The sequence below is a fragment of the Streptomyces odontomachi genome (assembly GCF_024435355.1).
GTDB lineage: Bacteria > Actinomycetota > Actinomycetes > Streptomycetales > Streptomycetaceae > Streptomyces > Streptomyces odontomachi.
This window is the reverse complement of sequence record NZ_JAMJWG010000011.1, coordinates 243,775-268,278: the sequence shown is the minus strand read 5'-3', so window position 1 is coordinate 268,278 and position 24,504 is coordinate 243,775. Positions and strand designations below refer to the sequence as shown.

Genomic DNA, 24,504 nt, shown 5'->3' with positions numbered 1-24,504 from the left:
GGCCGGAAGGTGACTGCCACCCGTATGCGGCCTGATCCGCCGAACAGGCCCTAGCCGGGCCGCCCCGGCCCGTCGGCGGCGCGCGGACCACCCGATCCGGGAATGGCGTCGCTGTACGGAGCGTCGCCGCGCCCGTAGTGGTGGGTGACCGCCATGTACAGCAGCCCGGACCCCAGGACGATGCCGCCGCACAGCAGGACGACGTAGTTCCAGTACCAAGGTTCCTCGGGGGTACGGGCCCAGCAGATGTTGACGATGGCGAAGATGCCGTAGGCGAGGGCGGCGAGGTTCACCGGCAGGCCCCAGCGGCCCATGCTGAAGGCGCCGGTCGGCCGCCATCCCTTGAGCCGGGCCCGCAGCGCGGCCAGGACGACCATCTGGAACGAGCCGTAGATCCCGAGGATGGCGAACGAGACGATCTTCGTGAGGGCGTCCTCGGAGAACAGCGAGGCGAAGGCGATCACCGCGGGCACCACGGCGGACACCATCAGGGCGGGGCCCGGCACGGCACGGTGGCGGGCGAACCTGCGCAGCACCTGGTGCCCGATGATCATCTTGTCGCGCGCGTACGAGTAGATCAGCCGCCCGGCGGCGGCCTGGAGGCTGATGGTGCAGGACAGGAACGAGATCAGCACCACGGCCATGACCAGCCGGGCGCCGGTGTGGCCCATGGCGTCGTCCAGGACGTTCACCACCGGGTTGGCGTCCTGGCCGGAGATCACCGCGTGGTAGTCGGTCACCGACAGCAGCAGGCTCAGACAGGTGAACGTGGCCGCGGCGCCGCCGATGTAGATGGTGCGGCGCATCGCGCGGGGGATCACCGTGCCCGGGCGTGCGACCTCCTCGGCGGTGTCGCCGCAGGCCTCGAATCCGTAGTACTGGTAGAAGCCGATGATCGCGGCGGCCAGGAAGACGGGCGCGTAGCTGCCGTTGCCCTGGGTGCCGAAGGTGTCGACGATGACGCCCAGGCCGTGCTCGCGGTGGGTGGTGAGCAGGAAGACGCCGACGATCAGCGCACCGGTGATCTCACCGGTGAACCCGATGATGGCCGCCGTGGAGAGGGCCTTGGTGCCCCCGAAGTTGATCAGGACCGCGACGATGATGAGGGCGACGGTGCACGCGACCGTGGTGTGCACGTTGGAGCTGAAGCCGAAGAGGATCGCGATGAAGGGCCCCGCGCCGTAGGCGACGGAGGTGATGGTGACCAGCAGGGCCCACATGTAGATCCAGCCGGTCAGCCAGGCCCAGCGCCGCCCCCACAGCCGTCTCGCCCACGGATAGACGCCGCCCGCGATCGGGAACTGCGCGACGATCTCCCCGAAGATCAGCGCCACCAGGAACTGCCCGGCGCCGGCCAGCAGGAACGCCCAGATCATCGGCGGCCCGCCGGTGGCCAGGGCGGTGCCGAAGAGCGTGTAGGTGCTGACGACGGGCGACAGGTAGGTGAAGCCGAGGGCGAAGTTCGCCCAGGGCCCCATCTCCTTGCGGAACTCCGAGCCCGGCTCGGCGTCCGGCGCCGCTCCCCCGGTCGGTGCGGGACTCGCGGTGCCCGCCATCAGGTCGCGGTCCGTGGTCCGGCGGCACCGGTGACGAGGTCCACCGCACGCTCGGCGAGCAGCAGCACCGTCACCATCGGGTTGACCGTGGGCAGCGTCGGGAAGGCCGAGGCGTCCACGATCCGCACCCCGTCCACGCCGCGCAGCCGTAGCTCGGGATCGAGCACCGCCAACGGGTCGTCGGGTGCGCCCATCCGGCAGGTGCCGGCCGGGTGGTAGACGGTGTGCGCGGCGCGCCTGCCGTACTCGGACAGCGCCGCGTCGTCCCGTACCCCGGGCCCCGGGGCGACCTCGCGGCGCAGCCAGTCCCGCAGCGGGGCGGTGGCGGCCACCTCGCGGGCGATCTTCAGGCCGTCGACGACGGTGCGCTCGTCATGGCCCTCCGGGTCGGTGAAGTACCGGAAGTCCAGGGCCGGCTTGGTCTCCGGGTCGGCGTCGCGCAGCCACATGCGGCCCACCGACCGGGCCCGCGGCACGTTCGGGGTCATGCACACCCCGTGCTCCACGGGCGGGTAGCCGAGGCGTTCGGTGTTGACGGTGAACGGCACCTGGTAGAAGTGGAACATCAGGTCGGGTCGCGGGTCGCCGGTGTCCCGTCGCAGGAAGAGGCCGGCATCGGAGTCCATGGCCGAGTTCGGCGGCAGCGGCCGTACGGTCTCCCAGACGATCACCGACTCCGGGTGGTCCAGCAGGTTCTCGCCCACCCCGGGCAGGTCGACGCGGACCTCGATGCCCAGCTCGCGCAGCTGGTCGGCGGGTCCGACGCCGGAGAGCATCAGCAGCCGCGGGGTGTCGATGGCGCCCGCGCACACCAGCAGCTCACGCTCGGCCCGTACCGTCGTACGCGCACCGTCGGCACTTCGCGCCTCGACGCGGGTGAGCCGGCCGTCGCCGTCGGGCAGCAGCCGCATGGCCCGGGTCCGCAACAGGAGGGTGAGGTTGGCGCGGTCCAGCACGGGGTGCAGGTAGGCGACGGACGACGAGGAGCGGGTGTTGTCCTCGGCACGGTAGGCGAGCGAGAAGAACCCGGTGCCGGACGCGAACGGGTGTGCGTTGAAGTCCTCGACGACCGGGACGCCGAGCGCCTGCGCTGCGGCGGTGACGAAGTCCTTGGCGATCGGATTGCGATCCTTCTCGGCCACCGGGACGATCATGTTCTGTAGCCGGTGCCGGTACGCGAGCACGGTCTCCGGGCCCCAGCCGGCGCAGCCGCGCGCCACCCAGTCGTCCAGGTCCTGGGGCATCGGCAGAAAGCTGATGAGGGTGTTGTGCGAGGAGCAGCCGCCCAGCACCCGGGCCCGCGAGTGCAGGATGTGCGAGTTGCCGCGCGGCTGCTCGACGGTGGTGTAGCCGTAGTCGTACGGCGAGTCGAGCAGGTTGATCCAGTTGCGCAGCCGCAGGATGCGCTCGTCGCCCACGTCGCTGGGGCCGCCCTCGATGACACAGACCCGGCAGGTGGGGTCCTCGGTCAGCCGGGCGGCCAGCACGCAGCCGGCCGTGCCGCCGCCGACGATGACGTAGTCGAATGCCGTGGTGTCGTCTGCCGTGGTGTCGTTCATGTGCACGTCCCAGCGGTCCGCTCAGCCCTTGAACCAGCCGGAGGGTGCCGGCCGGAGGTTCTGGTAGATGTGCTTCGTCTCCTGGTACTCCCGCAGCCCGGTGGGGCCCAGTTCGCGGCCCACGCCCGACTGGCCGAATCCGCCCCATTCGGCCTGGGGCAGGTACGGGTGGAAGTCGTTGATCCAGACCGTGCCGTGCCGCAGCCGGTTGGCCACCCGTTGGGCGCGGCTCGCGTCACCGGTCCATACGGCGGCGGCCAGCCCGTAGCGGGTGTCGTTGGCGAGTGCGACCGCCTCGTCCTCGGTGCGGAAGCGTTCGACGGTCACGACGGGTCCGAAGACCTCCTCCTGGACGATGCGCATCGTCCGGTCGCAGTCCGCGAAGACGGTCGGCAGCAGGAAGAAGCCCCGGGACAGCCCCGGGTCGTCCGGGCGGTGCCCACCGGTCACCAGCCGGGCCCCCTCCGACCTGCCGAGTTCGATGTACGCCTCCACCTTGGCGCGATGCTCGGCGGAGCTCAGCGGTCCGCTCTCGGTGTCGGGATCGCGGCCGTCGCCGAGCCGGATCCGGTCCGCCCGGGCCGCCAGGGCGGTGACGAAGCGGTCGTGCAGGGAGTCCTGCACCAGCAGGCGCGAGCCGGCCGAGCAGACCTGGCCCTGGTGCAGGAAGGACGCCTCCAGGGTGTGGTCGACGGCAGCGTCGAAGTCGGCGTCCGCAAAGATCACGTTGGGGTTCTTGCCGCCGAGCTCCAGGGCGGTGGTGCGCACGCCCGAGGCGGCGCTCGCCATGATGGCGCGCCCGGTGGCCAGGCCACCGGTGAAGGAGACCAGGTCGGCCTCCGGATGCGCGGTGAGGGCCGCGCCCACGGTGGCGCCGGAGCCGAGGACGAGATTGGCCACGCCGCGCGGCGCCCCCGCCTCCTCGATCAGCCGCACCATCATGATCGTGCTCAGCGGGGTGATCTCACTCGGCTTCAGCACGAACGTGTTGCCGGCGGCGAGCGCCGGTGCGACCTTCCAGGACGCCTGGAGCAGCGGATAGTTCCAGGGCGCGATCAGCACGCAGACACCGACGGGCTCGTGGACGACCCGGCTGAGCACGTCGGGTCCGGCGTCGACGACGCGCCCCGCGTCCTTGTCGGCGATCTCCGCGAAGTAGCGGAACGCCGCGGCGACGTCCGCCACGTCGGTGCGCGCCTCGGTGAGCGTCTTGCCGGTGTCCTGGGTCTCGGTGCGGGCGATCTCCTCCGTGTCACGGAGCAGCAACTCGTGGACCCGGTACAGGATGTCCGCGCGCCGGCGGGTCGGCGTGTACGCCCAGTCGGCGCTGTCGAACGCGTGCCGGGCGGCGCGCACGGCGCGGTCGGCGTCGGTGGCGTCCGCCTCGTCGACGGACCTGATCACGCTCCCGTCGAACGGGTTGATCACCTCGCGCCGTCCGCCCGCCGCGGTGCCGGTCCATTCGCCGTCGATGAACAGGTCAGCCATGGCCGGTCTCCTCGGTCGCGCAGGCGTACCGCACGGCACGCCATGACGTCCACGATCGGCCAGCGGCCACCCCGGAGACGGCAGCACGCACCGGGGGACGGCGTCTTGCGGTCGGGTGTGACCCTGTTGGGCTAGACGAGTAAGTCCGAAGTCGCGTCGTCGTCCGAAGGGCGGCCCGGCGGCGTCAGGTGCGTGCTCTGGGGGTCCCCTGCTCGGAGAGCTTGGGCCGGGCGCACGCCGCGGTGGTGCCTCCCACGTCTTGCGGCGGCGGCGGTGGGTGAGCCGCTGAACCGCCCGTCGGGCGACGACGGGCGGTGACGGCAGGACCTACCGACGCCGGGGCCCGCTCAGGACCTGCTAGGGGGTGTCTCCGGGGGCCGGGCCGCCGGCCACGCCGGTCGGCTCCGCCGGGCCGCTCGGGCCGACCTCGCGGGCCCGCAGCCAGGCCGTGGCCTTCTCCGGCGGCATGGCCGCGGCCACCAGCCAGCCCTGTACCGCGTCGCACCCCAGGTCGCGCAGCCGCTCCCAGGTCTCGTCGTCCTCGACCCCTTCGGCCACCACCACCAGGCCCAGGGAGTGCGCGAGGTCCACGGTGCAGCGGACGATCTCCGCGTCCTCGTTGTCCACCGCCAGGCGGGCCACGAAGGAGCGGTCGATCTTCAGCTCGCTGACCGGCAGTCGCCGCAGGTGCACCAGCGAGGAGTAGCCGGTGCCGAAGTCGTCCAGGGACATCTTCACGCCGTGGCCGGTGAGCCCGGCCAGCGTGTCGGCGGCGCGCTGCGGGTCTTCCAGCAGCACATGCTCGGTGATCTCCAACTGGAGTGCGCCCGGTGGCACACCGTGCCGGGCCAGGCGCGCGGCGACCGAGCCGGCGAAGCCGGGGGTGTGCACGTCGCGCGGTGAGACGTTCACCGCGACGGGGACCTTCAGGCCCTGGGCGCGCCAGCGGGCGACCTGGGCCAGGGCGGTCTCCAGCACGTACTCGGTGAGGTGCGGCATCAGTCCGGACGATTCGGCGATGGCGATGAACTCGTCCGGCGGCACCTTGCCGCGCTCGGGGTGCACCCAGCGCACCAGCGCCTCGAGGCCGGCCACCTCACCGTCGAAGCGGACCTTCGGCTGGTAGTGCAGCTCCACCTCGTGTGCGTCCAACGCGCGCCGCAGGTCCCCCAGGAGACCCAGCCGGTCGGGCGTGTTCGAGTCCCGCTTGGACTCGTAGACCTCGACGCCCGTGCGGTCCCGCTTCGCCTGGTACATGGCGACGTCGGCGCGCTGGAGGAGGCCTTCGGCGTCGAGCGCGTGGTCGGGGTAGACGGCGAGGCCCGCGCTGGCCTCCAGGACGAGCGTCAGGCCGTCCAGGTCGAGCGGGGAACCCAGCTCGGAGACGAGCGACCGGGCGATCCTGCTGGCCGAGGTGGTGGAGTCCGCGATCGGCAGCAGCACGGCGAACTCGTCGCCGCCGAGCCGCGCGACCTCCGCCCCGCGGGGCAGCGCCAGACGCAGCCGCTCGGCGATCTGGAGCAGCAGCCGGTCACCGGCCAGATGCCCGAGCGTGTCGTTGACCGACCGGAAGCGGTCGAGGTCGATCAGTATCAACGCCGACCGAGCGCCGGCCGGCTCGGCCTCGTCCAACGCGGCCCAGGTGCGCTCCAGCAGCCACTGGCGGTTGGGCAGCCCGGTGAGCGGGTCGCGCAGTTGCTCCTCGGCGCGGGCCCGGGCGATCCACAGGGTGCGGTCGAGAGCTATCAACGGCACCGCGAAGAGCGGCAGCAGCACCGGGCGCGCCACGGCGACCACGCAGATCAACGGGGCGATGCCGAGCAGCGCCGCACCGACCAGGCCCTGCCGGACCAGCGCGGTGCGCACGACGGTGGGCAGGTCGGCGCGGGGGGTGTGCACGTACCAGACCAGCAGCCAGGTGACGGCGACGTAGGCGGTGGCGACGAGCACCGCCTCGGGCGCCGTCAGCAGGTTCCAGGTCTCCGGTCGCCACGGCTCCTCGACCGTCGGTACCCGACCACAGGCCCACAGCACCAGGGCGCCGGTGCCGATGCCGAGGACATCGGCCGCGCCGTGCAACACCCCCTGCCGCCAGCCGTGTCGACGCGCGACGCCGACCAGCACGATGACGATGAGGCTGACCATGCCCGCGGGCACCCACCCGTACAGCAGCAGCACGGCCAGGGTGAGGGCCGGTCCGGAGCCGGTGCCGCTCGACCAGCGTTCCCGGCCGAGCGAGACGAGGTGACCGACTATCAGGCCGGACAGGACCGCCAGCGACCAACCGGGGGCACCGGACGGGAAGAGCGCGTGGTGGCCGTCGACCGCGTGGTAGATCCCGGCGCCGAGCACCACAGCGGCGAGCGCGACCAGGACGACCGGTAGTGCGCTGGTGAGGGTGAACCTGCCGGCGGCGTCGGAGGTGTCGTCCCCGTGCGGGCCGGCCGTGCCGGGTCCGGACGAGCGCCGGGCGGGCCACGTCCTTCCCGGGCTCTGCCCCGATGAGCCGGGCGCATCGCGACCCGACGCGGGCACGGCGATGCGGCGCCCCGTCGCGCCCTGCCCCGGGAGCCGCCGGCCAGTGCCTCCCGGATGCGCTGTATCCTGTTCCGTCCCGCTGTTTCCGCTCACGCCCCGCCCCGTCACGCTTTGCCCCATTGCATCGCGACCCACCGCACCGGACCCGGTCGGGCCCTGGCCGTTCGCCCCGGCTTCCGCGGTGTCCCATCCGGTGGCACCGGGCGCCGTGGCCTGCTGCGCTTCGGTGTCCTCCGTCGGCCCACCCGAACCGTGCCCGTGGGCCCCCCGCCCCCTCGGAACACCGTCCGCCGATCCCTGCCCTGCCACCGGGTCCACCGGACCCGAGCCCGCCGAGCCTTCCGAAGCCGACGGTGCCGTCGAGTCCGCCGGTCCCGTCAGATCCGGCAGGTCCGCCAGGTCCACCGGTCCTGTCGGGTCCACCGGTCCTGTCAGGTCCGCAGAACCCGTCGGCCCCGCAACACCCCTCGATCCCACAGAACCTGTCGAACCAGCAGAACCCGTCGGCTCGGCGGGTCCGGCCGGAGTGACAGAACCTTTCAGCTCAGCGGGTCCTGCCGGGCCAACGGGATCTGCCGACCCGGCAGATCCCTTCGCTCCGGCAGATCCCGTCGCTGCGGCAGGTGCTGCCACGCCAACCGATTCCGTCGCTCCGACCGATCCGGTCGGCAACGCCGGAATCGGGGACCCGGTGGGCCCCGTGGGCTCCGGTGTGCCGACCGGCGGTGCCGCTCTTCCCGGTGCCGGCGCATCCAGTCGCCCGGAAGCCGGCACCGGATGCCGCGCACCAGCCGAGTCAGCGTCAGTTCCTGTGGAGATCACGGTACTTGAGGGCAGCGACGCACTTGACGGCGGCAGCGGTTCCACCGATTCGGCAGATGGTTCGGCGGACTTGAGTGGTGCGGCTGATCCGGTCGGGGGCTCGGGTTCCCGGGAGGCGGGCGGACGGATCGGTTCCGCACTGTCCGGCGTCGCTGCGTCCCGCGGGCTGGTCGGCGGCGGCGGAGTGGCCGCAGGAGCGGTGGCAGCGGCGACAGGGGTGGCGGAGCTGGTGGCGGTCAGGCTCTCGGGGCCGGTCAGGCCCTCGGTGTCGGTCAGGCCCTCGGTGGTGTGCGGGTCCGGGTGCCGCGCGGGCGCTTCGGCAGGTCCCGGCGGCGCGCTCGGCTGCCCCGCGGGCCGCCACGGCCGGCCGCCGGCGCCGTGGCCCGACTGCGTTGTGGCCGCGCGGGGTTCGGCGACGGGGGTGCCGGGCTCCGGAACGAAAGCGCCACGGGGGCGCGACCGGGCGGCGCCGGCGCGGCGCAACACGGAGCGCGCCGTCCGCCCGGCGCTACGCCAGAGACCCCAGTCCCGGCGCAGCGGTGCACCGGGCGCGGAGCTCTCGGTCGGTCCCATTCGCGTCCCTCTCACAGCCGGCGGTGCCCGCGCCCTTCAGCGCAGCTACCGGTGAGCCAGTCGCCGTGCGCCGCCCTCGCTCTCGGTATCCGCGCCTGAAAAGCCTTCCCCGTGCCTGAAGAGAACCGGGGTGCCCCAACCGCTGGGCACGGCAGGCGCACTTCTCAACAGTAGGCCGCCGAAGGCTTTCAGGGGCAGCCGTCGACAGTGGTTGCCCGAATGCGCCCCGGCCACCCACCTGCATCTGATATGCGCCGATCGAGTGACGTTCAACCGCTACTCATCGGTCTGCCGTGCGATTTCCGCCGCCGCATCGGGTCCCTGTTCGAGCAGAATGCGGAAGCCGTCCTCGTCCAGGACCGGCACTTTCAACTGCACTGCTTTGTCATGCTTCGAACCGGGGTTCTCCCCTGCCACCACGAAGGAGGTCTTCTTGGAAACGGAGCCGGAGACCTTGGCGCCCCGGTTCTGCAACTCCTCCTTGGCGACGTCCCGGGTGTAGTGCTGGAGCGTGCCGGTGACGACCACGGTGAGGCCCTCGAGGGGGCGTGGGCCCTCGTCCTCGCCGGTGCCCTCCTCCTCCATCCGGACGCCGGCCGCACGCCATTTGCGCAGGATCTCGCGGTGCCAGTCCACCTCGAACCACTGCTTGACGGACTCGGCGATGATCCCGCCGACGCCGTCGACCGCGGCCAGCTCCTCCTCGCTCGCCTGCTCGATACGGTCCAGGGAACGGAACTCCCTGGCCAGCGCACGCGCCGCGACCGGGCCGACATGACGGATCGACAGGCCGGTGATGATGCGGTCCAGGGGGCGCTGCTTGGCCGCGGCGATGTTCTCCAGCATGGCGAGGGTGTTCTTCTTGGGCTCGCCCTGCTGGTTGGCGAAGAGCGTGACGATCTTCTCCTCACCGGTCTTCGGATCGCGCTTGGGCAGGCCGCTGTCCTGGTCGAGGACGTAGGCCTTGATGGGCAGCAGCTGCTCCAGGGTGAGGTCGAACAGGTCGCCCTCGTCGGTCAGGGGTGAGTCGGCCGGCTCCAGAGGCCTGGTCAGGGCGGCCGCTACGACATAGCCGAAGCTCTCGATGTCCAGGCTTCTGCGGCCGGCGAGGTAGAACAGCCGCTCACGCAACTGTGCCGGGCAGGCTCGCGCGTTCGGGCACCGCAGATCGACGTCGGCCTCCTTGGCGGGCCGCAGCGGAGTGCCGCACTCCGGGCACTTGGCGGGCATCACGAACTCCCGCTCGGTGCCGTCCCGCAGGTCGGCCACCGGGCCGAGGATCTCCGGGATGACGTCTCCGGCCTTGCGCAACACCACGGTGTCCCCGATGAGGACGCCCTTGGCCTTCACCACCTCCTGATTGTGCAGGGTGGCGAACTCGACCTCGGAGCCGGCGACGGTGACCGGCTCGACCTGGGCGTACGGGGTGACCCGGCCGGTGCGGCCGACTCCGACCCGGATGTTGACGAGTTTGGTGTTGACCTCTTCGGGGGCGTATTTCCAGGCAATGGCCCAGCGCGGGGCGCGCGAGGTGGAGCCGAGGCGGCCCTGCAACGGAATTTCGTCCAACTTGACCACGACACCGTCGATCTCATGGGCGACGGAGTGGCGGTGCCGGCCGTAGTGCTCGATGAAGGCGCGGACGCCCTCGATGTCGTCGACGACCTTGCTGTACGGGGTGGTGGGCAGGCCCCATTCGTGCAGCAGCTCGTACGCGTGCGAAAGGCGGTCGATGTCGAAGCCCTCACGGGCCCCGATGCCGTGCACCACCATGTGCAGCGGGAGCTTGGCGGTCTCCTTGGGATCCTTCTGGCGCAGTGAGCCCGATGCCGAATTGCGCGGGTTGGCGTAGGGCTTCTCGCCGGCCGCGACCCGGCCGGCGTTCAGCTCCTGGAAGGCCTCCATCGGGAAGAAGACCTCGCCTCGAATCTCGACGAGCGCGGGAATGCGGTCGCCTTTGAGTCGCTCGGGGATCTCCGCGATGGTGCGCACGTTCGGAGTGATGTCCTCGCCGGTGCGGCCGTCGCCGCGGGTGGCGGCGCGGGTCAGCCTGCCGTGTTCGTACGTGAGGTTGACGGCGAGGCCGTCGACCTTCAGCTCGCACAGGAAGTGGTAGTCGGTGGTACCGACGTCTCTGGCGATGCGGTCGGCCCAGGCTTCGAGCTCCGCGTCGTCGAAGGCGTTGTCGAGCGAGAGCATGCGCTCGCGGTGCTCGACCTCGGCGAGATCTGTCTCATAAGCGCCTGAGACCTTCTGGGTCGGCGAGTCGGGTGTGCGCAGCGACGGATGCTCGTCCTCCAGGGCCGTCAGCGCGCGCAACAACCGGTCGAACTCGGCGTCGCTGATGACCGGCTGGTCCTTCACGTAGTACCGGAAGCGGTGCTCCTCGACCTGCTCAGCGAGCTGCGCATGCTTCTCCCGTGCCTCGGCTGGCACCTCTGCGGGCTGTGCTTGCTGTTCGCCGGCCACCTTGTCCTCCCGTTACTCAGGGTTGTCCGCGAGGGATCTCGCCGCCCGGACGCAATGGGCGAGCGCCTGGCGCGCATAGTGCGGCGACGCGCCTGCGAGACCGCATGCCGGGGTGATCACCACGGACTTCTCAAGAAGCCCCGGGTGCAGCCCCAGCCTGCGCCACAGCGTCCTGACACCCATGACGCTACCTGCCGGGTCTGACAATGGGCCGTCCGTGCCGGGAACGACACCGGCGAACAGTTTCATGCCGTCCTCCACCGCCTCCCCGATGACCTCGTCGTCACGCTCGGTGAGCAGCTCGGCGTCGAAGGAGACCCCGGCCGCACCGGCCCTGCGCAGCAGCGCGAAGGGGACGTCGGGGGCGCACGAGTGCACGACGACCTGACCGCCGTGCCGGTGCTGTACCCCCATCACGTCGCGCAACGTGCCCTCCACGATCTGCCGGTCCACGGCGCCGTGCCTGCGGTAGCCGCTGGCGGACTTCACCTGCCCGCGCAGCACCGCGGTCAGCGACGGTTCGTCCAGCTGGAGCACCACCTCGGCGCCGGGCACCCGCCGGCGCACCTCGGCAAGGTGCGCCCGCAGCCCTTCGCACAGCGATTCCGCCAGGTCACGGCAGGCGCCGGGGTCCGACAGCGCCACCTCGCCACCCCGCAGCTCCAGGGTGGCCGCGAGTGTCCACGGCCCCACGACCTGCACTTTCAGCGGGCCTTCGTAGCCCTGGGTGAACTCCTCCAGCGCGTCCAGGTCCTCGCCGAGCCAGGACCGCGCCCGGCGGGTGTCCCGCCCCGGCCGGTCGCCGATGCGCCAGCCGCTGGGCTCCACGCGCGCGTACAGCTCGACGAGCAGGCCGGTGGTCCTGCCGATCATGTCGGCACCGGGCCCTCGGGCGGGCAGCTCAGGCAGGTACGGCAGCCCCTGACCGGCCGCGGCGCCCTCGAACGTGCCCGTCACGGTCTTGACGGCCTCCCGGGCGTCGGTGCCGGGCATCGACCCGACACCGGATGCGCCGCGGACGCTGAAGTCACTGATTTCGCTCACGCGTGAAGCGTACGGAATCGCTGCGCTGGGCTGAGCCGACGGTAGGGGTTCCGGTGGGGTCGGTGACCCGCGCTCCGGTGCGCCCGGCGCGGCGCGACCCTTCGGGTGGCCCACCGTCCCTCAGGGGTGCTTCGGTCGCGTCCGGAAACACCGGCCGGTGGGTGGCTGGTCGCGCAGTTCCCCGCGCCCCTTTTCAGGTGCGCCGTGCGTGCCCTTCGCTGGGCGATGGGTTGTCGTGCCTGGAGGAGTGCAGCGTGCGTGCCCCTGCCCGTCCGGGTTCAGTGGCCGGGGCGGACCGTCAGGTCGGTGACGTGGGCGTCGCGTGGCAGGTCCAGGGCCGTGAGGATGGTGGTGGCGACCGAGTCGGGGTCGATCCAGCGGGCGGCGTCGTACGTCTTGCCCTCCTGGCGGTGCACCTTCTCCTGCATGGCCGTCGCGGTGCGGCCCGGGTAGACCGAGGTGACGCGGACGCCGGCGGCGTGCTCCTCCTGGCGCAGGGCGTCCGCGAGGGCCTTCACACCGTGCTTGGAGGCGGCGTACGCGCCCCATTCGGCGCTCGCGGACAGGCCGGCGCCCGAGTTGACGAACACCACGTGACCGCGGGCGACGCGCAGCTGCGGGAGGAAGAGGCGGGTCAGCTCGGCGGGCGCGATCAGATTGACTTCCAGCTGGTGACGCCAGGTGCGCGTGGTCAGGTCGCCGACCGGTCCGAGGTCGACGACGCCCGCGATGTGCAGCAGTGAATCGACCCGCTCGGGAAGGCTCTGGTGGGAGAAGGCCCAGGACAGCCGGTCGGGCTCGGCGAGGTCACCGACGAGCGTACGGGCGCCGGCGAACTCGCCTGCCAGCTCCTTCGCACGGCCGGCGTCCCGCGCGAGCAGCACCAGATCGTCGCCGCGCGCCAGGAGCCGGCGGGCGACGGCCGCGCCGATGCCGGCACCGGCTCCGGTGATCACATGAGTAGCCATGGCAGACATGGTCGCATCACCCCCGTCCCACCCCTCTCACGACCGGCTCCGATCCCCGGCCCGCCCCGGCCTCACTGCGTGCCGGCCGACTCCTCCAGATAGGCCAGCGCCCCCACCGGCTCCTCGGCGAAGAACACCAGGTCCGTCAGTGGCAGGGGCAGGAAGCCCTCCTCCTCCATGCGCTGGAACTGCTGCTTGAGGCCGTCGTAGAAACCGGCCGTGTTGAGCAGTACGACGGGCTTGATGTGGTGGCCGTGCTTCTTCAACTCCAGGATTTCGGTGGCCTCGTCGAGGGTGCCAGTGCCGCCGACCATGACGACGACGGCGTCGGCCTTCTCCAGGAGGAACTTCTTGCGCTCGCCGAGGTCGCGGGCGATCACCATCTCGTCGGAGACCTTGCGGACCCGGTCGGCCAGGAACTCCACGGACACCCCCAGGAGCCGCCCTCCGGCCTCCGCCACCCCGTCGGCGACCACTTTCATCAGGCCCACGTCGGAGCCGCCCCACACCAGGGTGTGGCCACCCTTCCCGATCAGTTCGGCGAATTCGCGGGCGGGACGGGTGTAACGCTCATCGAGCTCGGCGGCGGAGAGGAAGACACAGATGTTCATGGCGACCACCGTACGGGGGAAGAGATCCGGCCCTCACGGTGCTCTACGGGTATGGCCAAAGGACACACGATCACCATCGAAGAGGGCACGGAGCGCGTGCGGGTGCTGCGGGACGGCCAGGTCGTCGCGGAGAGCGAGCGCCCCCTGGTGCTGCACGAGACCGGCTGTCCCCCGCGCTACTACCTGCCCCCACAGGACGTCCGCACGGACCTGCTGACGCCCTCGGAGACCCACACCCACTGCCCCTTCAAGGGCACCGCCTCGTACTGGTCCCTGCCGGGCGCCCCCGACACCGTCTGGGCCTACCCGGACCCGAAGCCGGAGGTGGCGGCCATCAAGGACCACCTGTGCTTCTACGAGGTGGAGGTGGCGGCCGGCTGAACGGCGGCCGCACTCCGCGCGGGTGTCAGACCCGTGCCGGGGCACGCGTCGTCGACGCGATCGTCGCCGACCCCACCACCCGCGTGTCGTCGTAGAGCACGATCGCCTGGCCGGGGGCGACACCGCGGACCGGTTCCGTGAAGGTGACCTTCAGGTCGCCGGCGTCGAGGTGGGCGGTGACCTCGGTCTCGCCGCCGTGGGCGCGTAGCTGGGCCGTGTAGGTGCCGGGGCCGGTCGGGGGCGTGCCGCACCAGCGGGGCCGGATGGCGGTGAGGGCGCTGACGTCCAGGGCGGCGGCGGGGCCCACCGTCACCCGGTTGTTCACGGGCGAGATGTCCAGGACGTAGCGCGGCTTGCCGTCCGGCGCCGGGTTGCCGATGCGCAGGCCCTTGCGCTGGCCGATGGTGAAGCCGTAGGCGCCCTCGTGGCTGCCGACCTTGGTGCCCGACTCGTCGACGATGTCGCCGGGGGCCGTGCCCAGGCGGCGGGCCAGGAAGCCCTGGGTGTCGCCGTCCGCGATGAAGCAGATGTCGTGGCTGTCGGGCTTGCGCGCCACGGCGAGTCCGCGGCGCTCGGCCTCGGCGCGGATCTCCTCCTTGGTGGTGATCGTGTCACCGAGCGGGAACATCGCGTGCGCGAGCTGCTGCTCGTCGAGCACCCCGAGGACGTACGACTGGTCCTTGGCCAGGTCAGAGGCGCGATGCAGCTCGCGGGAGCCGTCCTCACGTGTGATGACGTGCGCGTAGTGGCCGGTGCACACCGCGTCGAAGCCGAGGGCCAGCGCCTTGTCCAGGAGCGCGGCGAACTTGATCTTCTCGTTGCAGCGCAGGCAGGGGTTGGGGGTGCGGCCGGCCTCGTACTCGGCGACGAAGTCCTCCACCACGTCCTCGCGGAAACGCTCGGCGAGGTCCCACACGTAGAACGGGATGCCGATGACGTCGGCGGCCCGCCGGGCGTCGCGGGAGTCCTCGATGGTGCAGCAGCCGCGTGCGCCGGTGCGGAACGACTGCGGATTCGCCGACAGCGCGAGGTGCACCCCGGTCACGTCATGCCCGGCCTCGACGGCACGGGCGGCGGCGACGGCGGAGTCCACGCCGCCCGACATGGCGGCGAGCACACGGAGCGGGCGCTGTGGCGCTCGGACCCGTGCCCGGTCCTGAGTGGGGGCCGAGGCGGCCGGGTCCGGTGCCGGGTGCTGCGGGATCTCAGTCATAACGCATCCAGGGTACGGGGCGCGGGGGAACCGGTGCCGCCGGATATCCGTTGGGCAGACGGAGGGGCAGCGTCGAGGGTTACCGCCAGGGACGAGACCCAGGGCGCCACCGTCCCGAAGCCGGGGGAACGGACAAGGACATGACGACCAAGCCTGGGGGCCCCGCGCGGGGGCCCGGGCAGAGCGGCGGCTCCGGGGCGCAGACCCAGGGCATCGGCCGCCGCACCGCGGTGATCGCCGGCGGCCTCGGCGTGCTGGCCGCGGCCGGACTCGCCATGGAGGAGCTACGGCGCGTGTGGTGGCGGCTGCCCGGCATCGACAAGCCCCGCACCCCGGGCGCCGTGGACTTCTCCGGCGCCGCATGGACCGCCGCCTCCCCGGCGAACTGGCGGCGCGCCGACCGTCCCGACGACTACGCCATCGACCGCGTCGTCATCCATGTCACCCAGGGCAGCTACCGCAGCGCCGTCAGGGCCTTCCAGGACCCGCAGCACCGTGCGTCCGCGCACTACCTGGTCGGCAGGGACGGCCACATCACGCAGTTCGTCCGCGAGCTCGACGTCGCCTTCCACGCCGGCAACCGCGGCTACAACGAACGCAGCGTGGGCATCGAGCACGAGGGTTACGTGACGGACCCGTCGTTCCCTGACGTGATGTACCGGGCCTCCGCGCGGCTGACCGCACGGATCTGCGGCCGGTACGACATCCCGGTCGACCGTACGCACATCATCGGCCACTCCGAGGTCCCCGGCGCCGACCACACCGACCCGGGGCCGCACTGGGACTGGGACCACTACCTACGGCTGGTCAGGCAGGCAGCGGACGCGGCACGCGGCGACTAGGTTCTGTCGTCAAACTCCCGTCTGCCCGGCGGCGTCATGCACGCACTCTCGCCGCACCGGGCACAAGCCCACGTACTCCCCCACTGCCTGAACGGCGTGGGAGGTGCCCCCATGCGTACGCGGACTCGTGCCCGGCGCTCCCCCAAGCTCTTCGAGCAGGGGGGACCCCCAGAGCACGCACCTGACGCCGCCGGACCGCCCTTCGGGCAACGACGGGAGTTTGACGACAGGACCTAGGGCCTCCCATCGTGCCACGCCCCCGTCCTCCGGGTCCGTGCGGGCCCCCGGGGCGGGGTCGGCCCATCGTGCGCATCTGGCCTCATGCGCCCCGTCCGAGCACCTCCGCATGCCGTTCGATGACCGTCCGAATACCAGCTTTTGACCGTGTGCAGACAACTGCTAGGGTGCCGGTCAGATGGACGCAGGCCGCGCTTTTGCGGGCGACGAACGCCTGGGGGCAGGCGTAACGCAGCCATGCGATCCATCCGTTCCCCCACTTCCCGGCTACAGGATCCGCCCGGCCGCCGAGCGCGCCGTCCGTGTGCCGCTCGGGCTCTGACCAGGCGGCTCCCGTGAAGGAGCCCACGTTGAAGAAGACCCGCAAACTGGCCGTGCTGGCTGGTACCGCACTTGCGCCCATCATCGCCATCAGCCTGCCGGCCGCCTCGGCCGACGCCCACGGCTACATCTCCTCGCCGCCGAGCCGCCCGGCCCAGTGCTACAACCACACCGTGAGCTGCGGCCAGATCCAGTACGAGCCCTGGAGCGTGGAGGCCCCCAAGGGCGGAACGACGTGCAGCGGCGGCAACTCCCGGTTCCCCGACCTCAACGACAACAGCAAGCCCTGGGTCTACACGAACGTCGGCCGCTCGGTCACGTTCACCTGGACCATCCAGGCGAACCACGCCACCCGCGACTGGCAGTACTTCATCCTCGGTGGCCAGAAGATCGCACAGTTCGACGACGGCGGTAAGCAGCCGCCGACGACGCTGTCCCACACCGTCACGGTGCCCACGTCCGGGCATGTGACGATTCTTGCGGTGTGGAACGTCTACGACACTCCCAACGCGTTCTACAACTGCATCGACCTGAACGTGCAGTAGCTCCCGGCAGGGCCAGGGCCGGTGATCCGACGCGTTCGTGCGCGCCGGATCACCGGTCGTTCGCTGCGTGCCCGGATGGCCGGCCGGCCGCTCGCCGCGTGCCGCTCCCGGCCGTGCCGCGCCCGGCCGTCACGTCAGCCCGGCGGACCGTGCGCGTTCGACCGCCGGACCGATCGCCTCGGCGACCGCTGCCACGTCCGCGCCCGTGGAGGTGTGCCCGAGCGAGAAGCGCAGGGTGCCGCGGGCCAGGTCGGGATCACAGCCGGTGGCCAGCAGCACATGGCTGGGCTGGGCCACCCCGGCGGTGCACGCGGAGCCGGTGGAGCACTCGATGCCCTGCGCGTCGAGCAGCAACAGGAGCGAGTCGCCCTCGCAGCCGGGGAAGATGAAGTGGGCGTTGCCGGGCAGCCGGTCGACGGGGTCGCCGCCGAGGATCGCCTCCGGCACCGCCTTGCGTATCGCGTCGATCAACTCGTCCCGCAGCGCGCCGATGTCCCGCGCGAACTCCGCGCGCCGCTCGGTGGCCAACCGCGCGGCCACCGCGAACGCGCACGCCGCGGGCACGTCCAGGGTCCCGGAGCGCACGTGACGCTCCTGGCCGCCGCCGTGCAGCACCGGCACGGGGCTGTGGTCGCGACCGAGCAGCAGCGCCCCGATGCCGTACGGGCCGCCGATCTTGTGGCCGGACACCGTCAGCGCGGCGAGGCCACTGGCGCCGAAGTCCACCGGCACCTGGCCGACCGCCTGCACCGCGTCGGCGTGCAGGGGTATGCCGAACTCGTCGGCGACGTCGGCGAGTTCACGGATCGGCAGGAGGGTGCCGATCTCGTTGTTGGCCCACATGACGGTGGCCAGGGCGACGTCGTCCGGATTTCGCTCGATGGCCTCGCGGAGCGCCTCGGGGTGCACCCGGCCCACCGGGTCGACCGGCAGGTATTCGACGGTCGCACCCTCGTGGTCGGCGAGCCACTGCACGGCGTCCAGGACGGCGTGGTGCTCGACGGGACTGGCCAGGACGCGGGTGCGGGCCGGGTCGGCCGCACGGCGCGACCAGTAGAGACCCTTCACCGCGAGGTTGTCCGCCTCGGTGCCGCCGGAGGTGAACACCACCTCGCTGGGACGGGCCCCGAGTGACTCGGCGAGCGATTCCCGCGCCTCCTCGACGGTGCGCCGTGCCCGGCGTCCGGCGGCGTGCAGGGACGAGGCGTTTCCGGTGCGGGTGAGCTGGGCGGTCATCGCCTCGACCGCCTCCGGGAGCATGGGCGTGGTCGCGGCGTGGTCGAGGTAAGCCATGGTGGCCTCGATTCTACGGCCCCGGTGCGCTCGACCGTCGGGCGCTCGGTCGCCGTTCGGCCATCGCCGGCCGGCTCGCGGCACGACCGCCTCGCCACCGCGGCCCCGGTGCGCCCGGCGGGAACCCGGGACCGTCAGCCCGTGAGGCCCCAGGACAGGGTGTGGTCGCCGAGGACGAGCACGGCAAGGACGACGAGGTCGGCCACGCCCAGGGCGAGCCCGAGGATCGCGCGCCCCCGGCGGTTGGTGCCGCGCGCCAGCGCGAGCAGGGCCAGGGCGACGGACACCGGGCCGAGGAAGAGGTTGGCGACGAGCAGACCGAGCAGGCCGAGCACGAACGAGGCGACGGCCATGCCGTCGGCGTCCCGGCCCCGCGGCGCCGGCTCGGTGCCGCGACGCGGTGCAGTGAGTGCCATGGTGCGGACTCCAGTCGGATCAGGGTGGATGTCAGAAGGGATCGGTGCGGATCAGCGGCGGTGGGAACGGTGCGGTCAGCACGGGCCCCGCCCGTACACGGCTACGCGGGCCGGTGCGGAACCGGCTCGTACCCGTCGCCGGTCGGCAGCAGGATCAGTGGCGTTGGCGGCGGGCGCGTCGCTCGCGCACGGCGAAGACGGCGAGCCAGACCGCGATGACGGCGGCGGCGACGGCGCTGACGGACAGCGGGGCGTGGGCGACGGCGCCCAGCACGACGCCCAGCATCAGCAGGGCCACGACGAGGAACAGCATGAGGGCCCCTCTCGGAAGTCGGATCCAAGGTTCGGCGAACCTATTCGGCGAACACTTGTGACTACAACTGTTCACCGACTTGCTCCAGAGTACCCGCTCCCCCGCTTTGCAACTACAGAGAACAGTTGTTAACTACATGGCATGAGTCACACCACCGGCAAGCGGCGGGCCCAGAAGGAGCAGACCCGGCAGGCCCTGCTCGACGCCGCGCTGGTGCTCCTGGAGGACCAGAGCCTGAGCAGCCTGGGGCTGCGCGAGGTCACCCGAGTGGCGGGCATCGCACCCACCGCCTTCTACCGGCACTTCCCCGGCATCCCCGAGCTGGGTGTCGCGCTGGTCGACCAGGCGCTGGACAGCCTGCACCAGATGATCGGGGTGACCTTCGCCGCGCCGGGCGGGCTCGACGAGCGCATCGCCCGCAGCGTCGACCTGCTCACCCGGCACGTGCAGCAGTATCCGGCGCACGTCCGGTTCATCGCCCGCGAGCTGCACGGAGGCGTACAGCCGGTACGGGAGGCGATCGCCAAGCAACTGGCCCAGTTCGCCCATGAGGTACGCGCCGAGCTGGCGCGGCAGCCCGAATCCCGGGGCTGGAACGACGACGACCTGCTGATGCTCGCCCGGCTCTACGTGGAACTCATGGTGATGACGACCGCGGCCATCCTGGACGCCCCACCGGGCACGGAGGAACAGGTGACGGCCCAGACCCGCCGCCAGATGCGACTGGTCAGCCTGGGCCGCCGCCACTGGCTCGACTGACCGTCAGGGCGCCCGCCCCGCCACGGCGCCGCACGGGCTCGCGCATGCCGTCGGGGGGCCGACTCCGCGGGCTCGATCAGACGCGGGCCCGCGCCAGTTGCCGGGACTGCGCCACCAGGCGGTCCGTGCTGTCCCAGACCTCGGCGTCCTCCTCCAGGAAGCCGCCCGCGAGGTTGCGCGTGGTGATCGCCACCCGCAGCGGGCCCGGCGCCGGCAGCGCCCGGATGTGTGCGGTCAGCTCGACCGTGGGCACCCAGCCCTTGACGCCCAGCTCGAATCCGGTGGGCGGCAGGGCGTCCACGGCCACGAGGAGGGCGAGCGGGTCCGGGGCACGTCCGTCGGCGAGGCCGAACCACGCCCGCATCTCGCCCTTTCCGGACGGCGCGCCGATCGCCCAGCCGAGGGTGGCCGGGTCGAGCTTCATCCAGAGCCGGTCGGTGAGCGGTGCCGTGATCGGCGAGGGCAGCCCCTCGGGTGCGTCCTCCGCGCCGAAGCACCCTTCCACCGGCGGGATGGCGGGCGGCTTCGCGGTGGTGCGGACATCGTCGGGCAGCGTCTCCAGGTCACCGTACGAGGCGAGCACCCGGACGCGTTCGACCTCCGTGCCGTCGTCCTCGAGCTGGAACAGCGAGGCGGTGCCGGTGGCGAGGGTCCGGCCGGAGCGCGCGGTCTCGGTGCGGATCACGGCGGGACCCGGACGGGACGCGGTCAGGTAGTGGGCGGTGATGGTGAACGGGTGCGGGTACGGCAGCGTGTCGGCGAGCGCACGGCCCAGCAGCGCCAGCAGGTATCCGCCGTGCACGGGACCCAGGATGGTCCAGCCGGCGGAGAGTTCGGCGTCGTAGACACCCGGCCCCCGCGGGACGAGCGCCGTGTCCCGGTCCAGCTCGCCGTCGCCGACCGGCCTGTCGAACGCGGGCGGCGCGGCCACGGGAGTCACCTCGGGTGCCGGTGCGGCGGCCTGCGACTGGCCTGCGGTCGGGTCCGGAGCACGTTCTGCCATGGCTGCACCGTACAACAAGAGAATACTAAGCGGTAGCTTTGCCGACGGCGGCCCGTACGGTGGCACAAGGCGACGTCCGGAAACGGCGATGCCCGGTGAGGCAGCCACGCGCCGCCGCCCCACCGGGCCACCCTCGGCTCACTCGTCGGACGTCGTGCCGTCCGCCGGTTCCTCCGCAGCCGCGTCGGTCGTCGCGGCGTCCTTCGTGACACCCTTCGCGGCGTCCTTCGTGACCGCCTTCGTCGCGGGCCCGGAACCGGCCTCGGCCGCGGCACCGCCACCGGCCGGCGCGACGTCGTCCGTGGTGACCAGTTCGATCGCCTCGATCGCCGCGGAGAGCAGCTCGGTGTCCTCGGGTGCCTGGTCCGGCGCGTTCTCCGGGTGGTGGCAGGCCACCCGCTGGCCGGGCCGCAGCTCGATGAGGGGCGGCTCCTGCGTGGTGCAGATCCTCGTCGCCTTCCAGCACCGGGTGTGGAAGCGGCATCCGCTGGGCGGCGCGATCGGGGACGGAACGTCGCCCTTGAGCAGGATCCGGCCGCTCTCGGCCGAACGGCGCCTGGGGTCCGGGATCGGCACCGCGGACAGCAGCGCCTTGGTGTACGGGTGCATCGGCGTCTCGTAGAGCGCGTCGCGGTCGGACAGCTCCACGATCTTGCCGAGGTACATCACCGCGATCCGGTCCGAGACGTGCCGGACGACGGACAGGTCGTGGGCGATGATCACGTACGTCAGGCCCAGTTCGTCCTGGAGGTCGTCGAGCAGGTTCACGACCTGCGCCTGGATGGAGACGTCGAGCGCCGACACCGGCTCGTCCGCCACCACCAGCTTCGGCTTCAGGGCGAACGCACGGGCGATGCCGATGCGCTGCCGCTGGCCGCCGGAGAACTCGTGCGGGTAGCGGTTGTAGTGCTCGGGGTTGAGCCCGACCACCTCCAGCAGCCGCTGGACCTCCTTCTTGATGCCGCCGTCCGGCGTCACGCCCTGGAGCCGGAACGGGGCACCGACGATGGTGCCGATGGTGTGCCGGGGGTTCAGCGACGAGTACGGATCCTGGAAGATCATCTGGACGTCGCGGCGCATCGGGCGCATCCCGGCGACGCCGAGGTGGGTGATGTCCCGCCCCTCGAACTCGACCCGGCCCCCGGTGGGCTCCAGCAGCCGGGTGATCAGCCGCCCCATCGTCGACTTCCCGCAACCGGACTCGCCGACCACGCCGAGCGTCTCTCCGGAGCGCACGTCGAAGTCGATGCCGTCCACTGCCTTCACCGCGCCGACCTGCCGTTGCAGCAGCCCCTTGCGGATGGGGAAGTGCTTTTGCAGCCCGGTCACCTTGAGGAGGGTCTCGCCCGCCTGCGTGCCGGTGCCGCCGCTCGTCGTGCCGGTGGAAGTCTCTTTCACAGCTTCGGCGCAATCTCTTCGGTCCAGATACGCTCCCGCTGCTCCTGCGAGAGATGGCAGGCCGCCCAGTGCCGGCCGCCGACCTCCTTCAGCTCCGGCCGGACGGTGCGGGTGACGTTGTCCTTGGGCAGGTCCGCGTACGGGCAGCGCGGGTTGAACGCACAGCCGGACGGGATGTTGATGAGCGAGGGCGGGGAGCCCTTGACCGGAATGAGGCGGTCGGTCTGCGCACGGTCGAGCCGGGGCATCGAGCCGAGCAGGCCCCAGGTGTAGGGGTGCCGCGGCTCGTAGAAGACCTTCTCCGCCGGGCCGCGCTCCACGCACCGGCCGCCGTACATCACGAGGATGTCGTCGGCGAGCTCGGCGACCACGCCGAGGTCGTGGGTGATGATGATGACGGCGGAGCCGAACTCCTTCTGGAGGTCCCGGATGAGGTCGAGGATCTGCGCCTGGACCGTCACGTCCAGGGCGGTGGTCGGCTCGTCGGCGATCAGCAGCTCGGGGTTGTTGACCAGCGCCATCGCGATCATCGCGCGCTGCCGCATACCGCCCGAGAACTCGTGCGGATAGCTGTCCACCCGCTTGTCGGGCTGCGGGATGCCGACCCGGTCGAGCATCTCGACGGCGCGCCGGCGGGCCGTCTTCTTGTCCACGTTGTGGTGGACCCGGTAGGCCTCGACGATCTGCCGGCCCACCGTGTAGTACGGGTGCAGCGCGGAGAGCGGGTCCTGGAAGATCATGGCCATGTCGCGGCCGCGCAGCCGGCGCACGTCTTCCGGGTCGGCGGCCAGCAGCTCGGTGCCGTCCAGCCAGATCTCGCCGGAGATCTGGGCCTTGCGCCGGCCGTACTGACCGGCGGTGTGCAGACCCATGATGCCGAGCGAGGTGACCGACTTGCCGGAGCCGGACTCGCCGACGATGCCCAGCGTCTGGCCCTTGTCGAGCTTGAAGCTGAGCCCGTCGACGGACTTGACCAGGCCGTCGTCGGTCGGGAAGTGCACCTTCAGATCGCGCACCTCGAGGAACGCGGTCGGCTCGGGCGAGGCGGCGACGGGCTCGCCGAGCGCCCCTTCGCTGCTGCTGAGGCTGGTGCCGCTCTTGCTGAGGTCGGTCATGCGAGCCTCACTCGGGGGTCGATCACGGCGTACAGGATGTCCACGACGAGATTGGCGATGATCACCGCGATCGAGGTGATCAGGGTGACCCCGAGGATCACCGGCAGGTCGCGGACGTAGATCGCCTTGAGCACCGCCGCACCGAGTCCGGGAAGGCTGAAGGCGGTCTCGGTGAGGATCGCACCACCGACCAGGGCGCCCAGGTCCATCCCGAGCATGGTGAGGATCGGCGTCATCGTCGAGCGCATGGCGTGCCTGGAGATGACGATCGGTTCGCTCAGGCCCTTGGCGCGCGCGGTGCGGATGTAGTCCTCGCCGAGCACTTCCAGCATGGTGGCCCGGGTGATGCGGGCGTACATCGCGGCGTACAGGAAGGCCAGGGTCACCCAGGGCAGCAGCAGGCCCTGGAACCAGGGGCCGATGCCGTCCGAGATCGGATGGTAGCCGGACTCGATCCAGCCGAGGCCGTAGTCGAAGGCGGCCAGCGACAGCATCGCGGTGAAGAAGATCGGCAGCGACACGCCGGCGAGCGCCACGACCATCGCGGAACGGTCCCACATGGTGCCCCGCTTGAGGGCGGAGAGCACACCGGCGGCCAGGCCGAACAGCAGCCACAGCACGGCAGCGCCGATCGCCAGCGCCAGCGTCACGGGGAGCCGGTCGGTGAGCACCGGCCAGATGGGCTGCTCGTTCTTGAACGAGTACCCGAAGCACGGCGCGGGGCAGTGCGTGACATCGCCTCCCGCGGAGTACGTACGACCCACGAACAGGCCCTTGAAGAAGTGGAGCACCTGTTCGTAGATCGGGTCGCCCAGCTGGAGCTTCTCGCGTACGGCTGCCACGGCGGCGGCGTCCGACTGCTTGCCGACGTACAGGGTGGCCGGGTCGACATTGGTCCACTTCGGGATGAGGAAGAAGATGCAGAAGACCACCACGATGATGACCATCAGCATCACGACGACGGACATCAGCCGCCTGATGAGGTATGCGAGCACTGCTCTCGGCCCGGCGGCGGGACACGGGCCCCTGGGTGCGTCCCC

Annotated in this window: 20 protein-coding genes; 4 read left to right on the top strand and 16 right to left on the bottom strand. The window is 71.6% G+C overall.

The features are described from left to right. Positions 1-50 precede the first annotated feature (50 nt). From NQO67_RS23340 to NQO67_RS23305, 8 genes are all read right to left on the bottom strand, one after another. On the bottom strand, positions 51-1,556 hold the full coding sequence (locus tag NQO67_RS23340) for an APC family permease (RefSeq protein WP_255952122.1): 1,506 nt from the start codon (positions 1,554-1,556) through the stop codon (positions 51-53). Next, the gene (locus NQO67_RS23335) at positions 1,556-3,115 is read right to left on the bottom strand and encodes a GMC family oxidoreductase (protein WP_255952121.1); all 1,560 of its coding nucleotides are present in this window, start codon (positions 3,113-3,115) and stop codon (positions 1,556-1,558) included. Before NQO67_RS23335 ends, NQO67_RS23340 begins: the two co-directional genes overlap by 1 nt. Before the next feature lie 21 nt (positions 3,116-3,136). After that, the gene (locus NQO67_RS23330) at positions 3,137-4,603 is read right to left on the bottom strand and encodes an aldehyde dehydrogenase family protein (protein WP_255952120.1); all 1,467 of its coding nucleotides are present in this window, start codon (positions 4,601-4,603) and stop codon (positions 3,137-3,139) included. A 357-nt stretch (positions 4,604-4,960) separates the two neighbouring features. Beyond that, the gene (locus NQO67_RS23325; RefSeq protein WP_374119065.1) at positions 4,961-7,261 is read right to left on the bottom strand and encodes a putative bifunctional diguanylate cyclase/phosphodiesterase; all 2,301 of its coding nucleotides are present in this window, start codon (positions 7,259-7,261) and stop codon (positions 4,961-4,963) included. A 1,551-nt stretch (positions 7,262-8,812) separates the two neighbouring features. Continuing rightward, on the bottom strand, positions 8,813-11,005 hold the full coding sequence (ligA, locus tag NQO67_RS23320; protein ID WP_255952118.1) for an NAD-dependent DNA ligase LigA: 2,193 nt from the start codon (positions 11,003-11,005) through the stop codon (positions 8,813-8,815). Positions 11,006-11,017: 12 nt separating this feature from the next. Next, positions 11,018-12,049, bottom strand: a complete 1,032-nt coding sequence (locus NQO67_RS23315) for a methionine synthase (protein WP_374119064.1) — start codon at positions 12,047-12,049, stop codon at positions 11,018-11,020. Positions 12,050-12,327: 278 nt separating this feature from the next. Beyond that, entirely contained in the window at positions 12,328-13,026 is a 699-nt protein-coding gene (locus NQO67_RS23310; RefSeq protein WP_255952117.1) for an SDR family oxidoreductase, read from the bottom strand. A 62-nt stretch (positions 13,027-13,088) separates the two neighbouring features. Beyond that, positions 13,089-13,628, bottom strand: a complete 540-nt coding sequence (locus NQO67_RS23305; RefSeq protein ID WP_255952116.1) for an LOG family protein — start codon at positions 13,626-13,628, stop codon at positions 13,089-13,091. A 51-nt stretch (positions 13,629-13,679) separates the two neighbouring features. Between NQO67_RS23305 and NQO67_RS23300 the strand changes: the two genes are divergently transcribed. Beyond that, the gene (locus NQO67_RS23300; protein ID WP_255952115.1) at positions 13,680-14,009 is read left to right on the top strand and encodes a DUF427 domain-containing protein; all 330 of its coding nucleotides are present in this window, start codon (positions 13,680-13,682) and stop codon (positions 14,007-14,009) included. A gap of 25 nt (positions 14,010-14,034) precedes the next feature. On the opposite strand, the gene mnmA is transcribed toward NQO67_RS23300, so the two are convergent. Further along, a complete protein-coding gene (gene mnmA / locus NQO67_RS23295) occupies positions 14,035-15,222 on the bottom strand; it encodes a tRNA 2-thiouridine(34) synthase MnmA (protein WP_305126142.1) in 1,188 nt (395 codons plus the stop codon). A 140-nt stretch (positions 15,223-15,362) separates the two neighbouring features. Between mnmA and NQO67_RS23290 the strand changes: the two genes are divergently transcribed. Continuing rightward, a complete protein-coding gene (locus NQO67_RS23290) occupies positions 15,363-16,064 on the top strand; it encodes an N-acetylmuramoyl-L-alanine amidase (RefSeq protein ID WP_255952113.1) in 702 nt (233 codons plus the stop codon). A gap of 587 nt (positions 16,065-16,651) precedes the next feature. Continuing rightward, positions 16,652-17,167: a lytic polysaccharide monooxygenase auxiliary activity family 9 protein gene (locus NQO67_RS23285; RefSeq protein WP_255952111.1), complete on the top strand. Its 516-nt coding sequence runs from the start codon at positions 16,652-16,654 to the stop codon at positions 17,165-17,167. A gap of 129 nt (positions 17,168-17,296) precedes the next feature. On the opposite strand, the gene NQO67_RS23280 is transcribed toward NQO67_RS23285, so the two are convergent. The 3 genes from NQO67_RS23280 to NQO67_RS23270 form a co-directional block, all read right to left on the bottom strand. Beyond that, positions 17,297-18,460: a cysteine desulfurase family protein gene (locus tag NQO67_RS23280; protein ID WP_255952110.1), complete on the bottom strand. Its 1,164-nt coding sequence runs from the start codon at positions 18,458-18,460 to the stop codon at positions 17,297-17,299. Positions 18,461-18,594: 134 nt separating this feature from the next. Beyond that, on the bottom strand, positions 18,595-18,876 hold the full coding sequence (locus tag NQO67_RS23275; RefSeq protein WP_255952109.1) for a DUF4190 domain-containing protein: 282 nt from the start codon (positions 18,874-18,876) through the stop codon (positions 18,595-18,597). Positions 18,877-19,030: 154 nt separating this feature from the next. Continuing rightward, positions 19,031-19,189: a hypothetical protein gene (locus tag NQO67_RS23270; protein ID WP_255952108.1), complete on the bottom strand. Its 159-nt coding sequence runs from the start codon at positions 19,187-19,189 to the stop codon at positions 19,031-19,033. A 141-nt stretch (positions 19,190-19,330) separates the two neighbouring features. On the opposite strand from NQO67_RS23270, the gene NQO67_RS23265 reads away from it, so the two are divergent. After that, entirely contained in the window at positions 19,331-19,948 is a 618-nt protein-coding gene (locus NQO67_RS23265) for a TetR family transcriptional regulator (RefSeq protein WP_255952106.1), read from the top strand. 76 nt (positions 19,949-20,024) lie between these two features. Here the strand turns inward: NQO67_RS23265 and NQO67_RS23260 are convergent, their stop codons facing one another. From NQO67_RS23260 to NQO67_RS23245, 4 genes are all read right to left on the bottom strand, one after another. Continuing rightward, complete coding sequence (locus NQO67_RS23260; protein WP_255952105.1) at positions 20,025-20,951, bottom strand: thioesterase family protein; 927 nt, start codon at positions 20,949-20,951, stop codon at positions 20,025-20,027. Between the two features lie 138 nt (positions 20,952-21,089). Further along, the gene (locus NQO67_RS23255; protein WP_255952104.1) at positions 21,090-22,349 is read right to left on the bottom strand and encodes an ABC transporter ATP-binding protein; all 1,260 of its coding nucleotides are present in this window, start codon (positions 22,347-22,349) and stop codon (positions 21,090-21,092) included. Beyond that, positions 22,346-23,464: an ABC transporter ATP-binding protein gene (locus tag NQO67_RS23250; protein ID WP_255952103.1), complete on the bottom strand. Its 1,119-nt coding sequence runs from the start codon at positions 23,462-23,464 to the stop codon at positions 22,346-22,348. The genes NQO67_RS23255 and NQO67_RS23250 overlap by 4 nt, the downstream gene beginning before the upstream one ends. Further along, the gene (locus NQO67_RS23245; RefSeq protein ID WP_255952102.1) at positions 23,461-24,459 is read right to left on the bottom strand and encodes an ABC transporter permease; all 999 of its coding nucleotides are present in this window, start codon (positions 24,457-24,459) and stop codon (positions 23,461-23,463) included. Before NQO67_RS23245 ends, NQO67_RS23250 begins: the two co-directional genes overlap by 4 nt. Between the last annotated feature and the right edge of the window lie 45 nt (positions 24,460-24,504).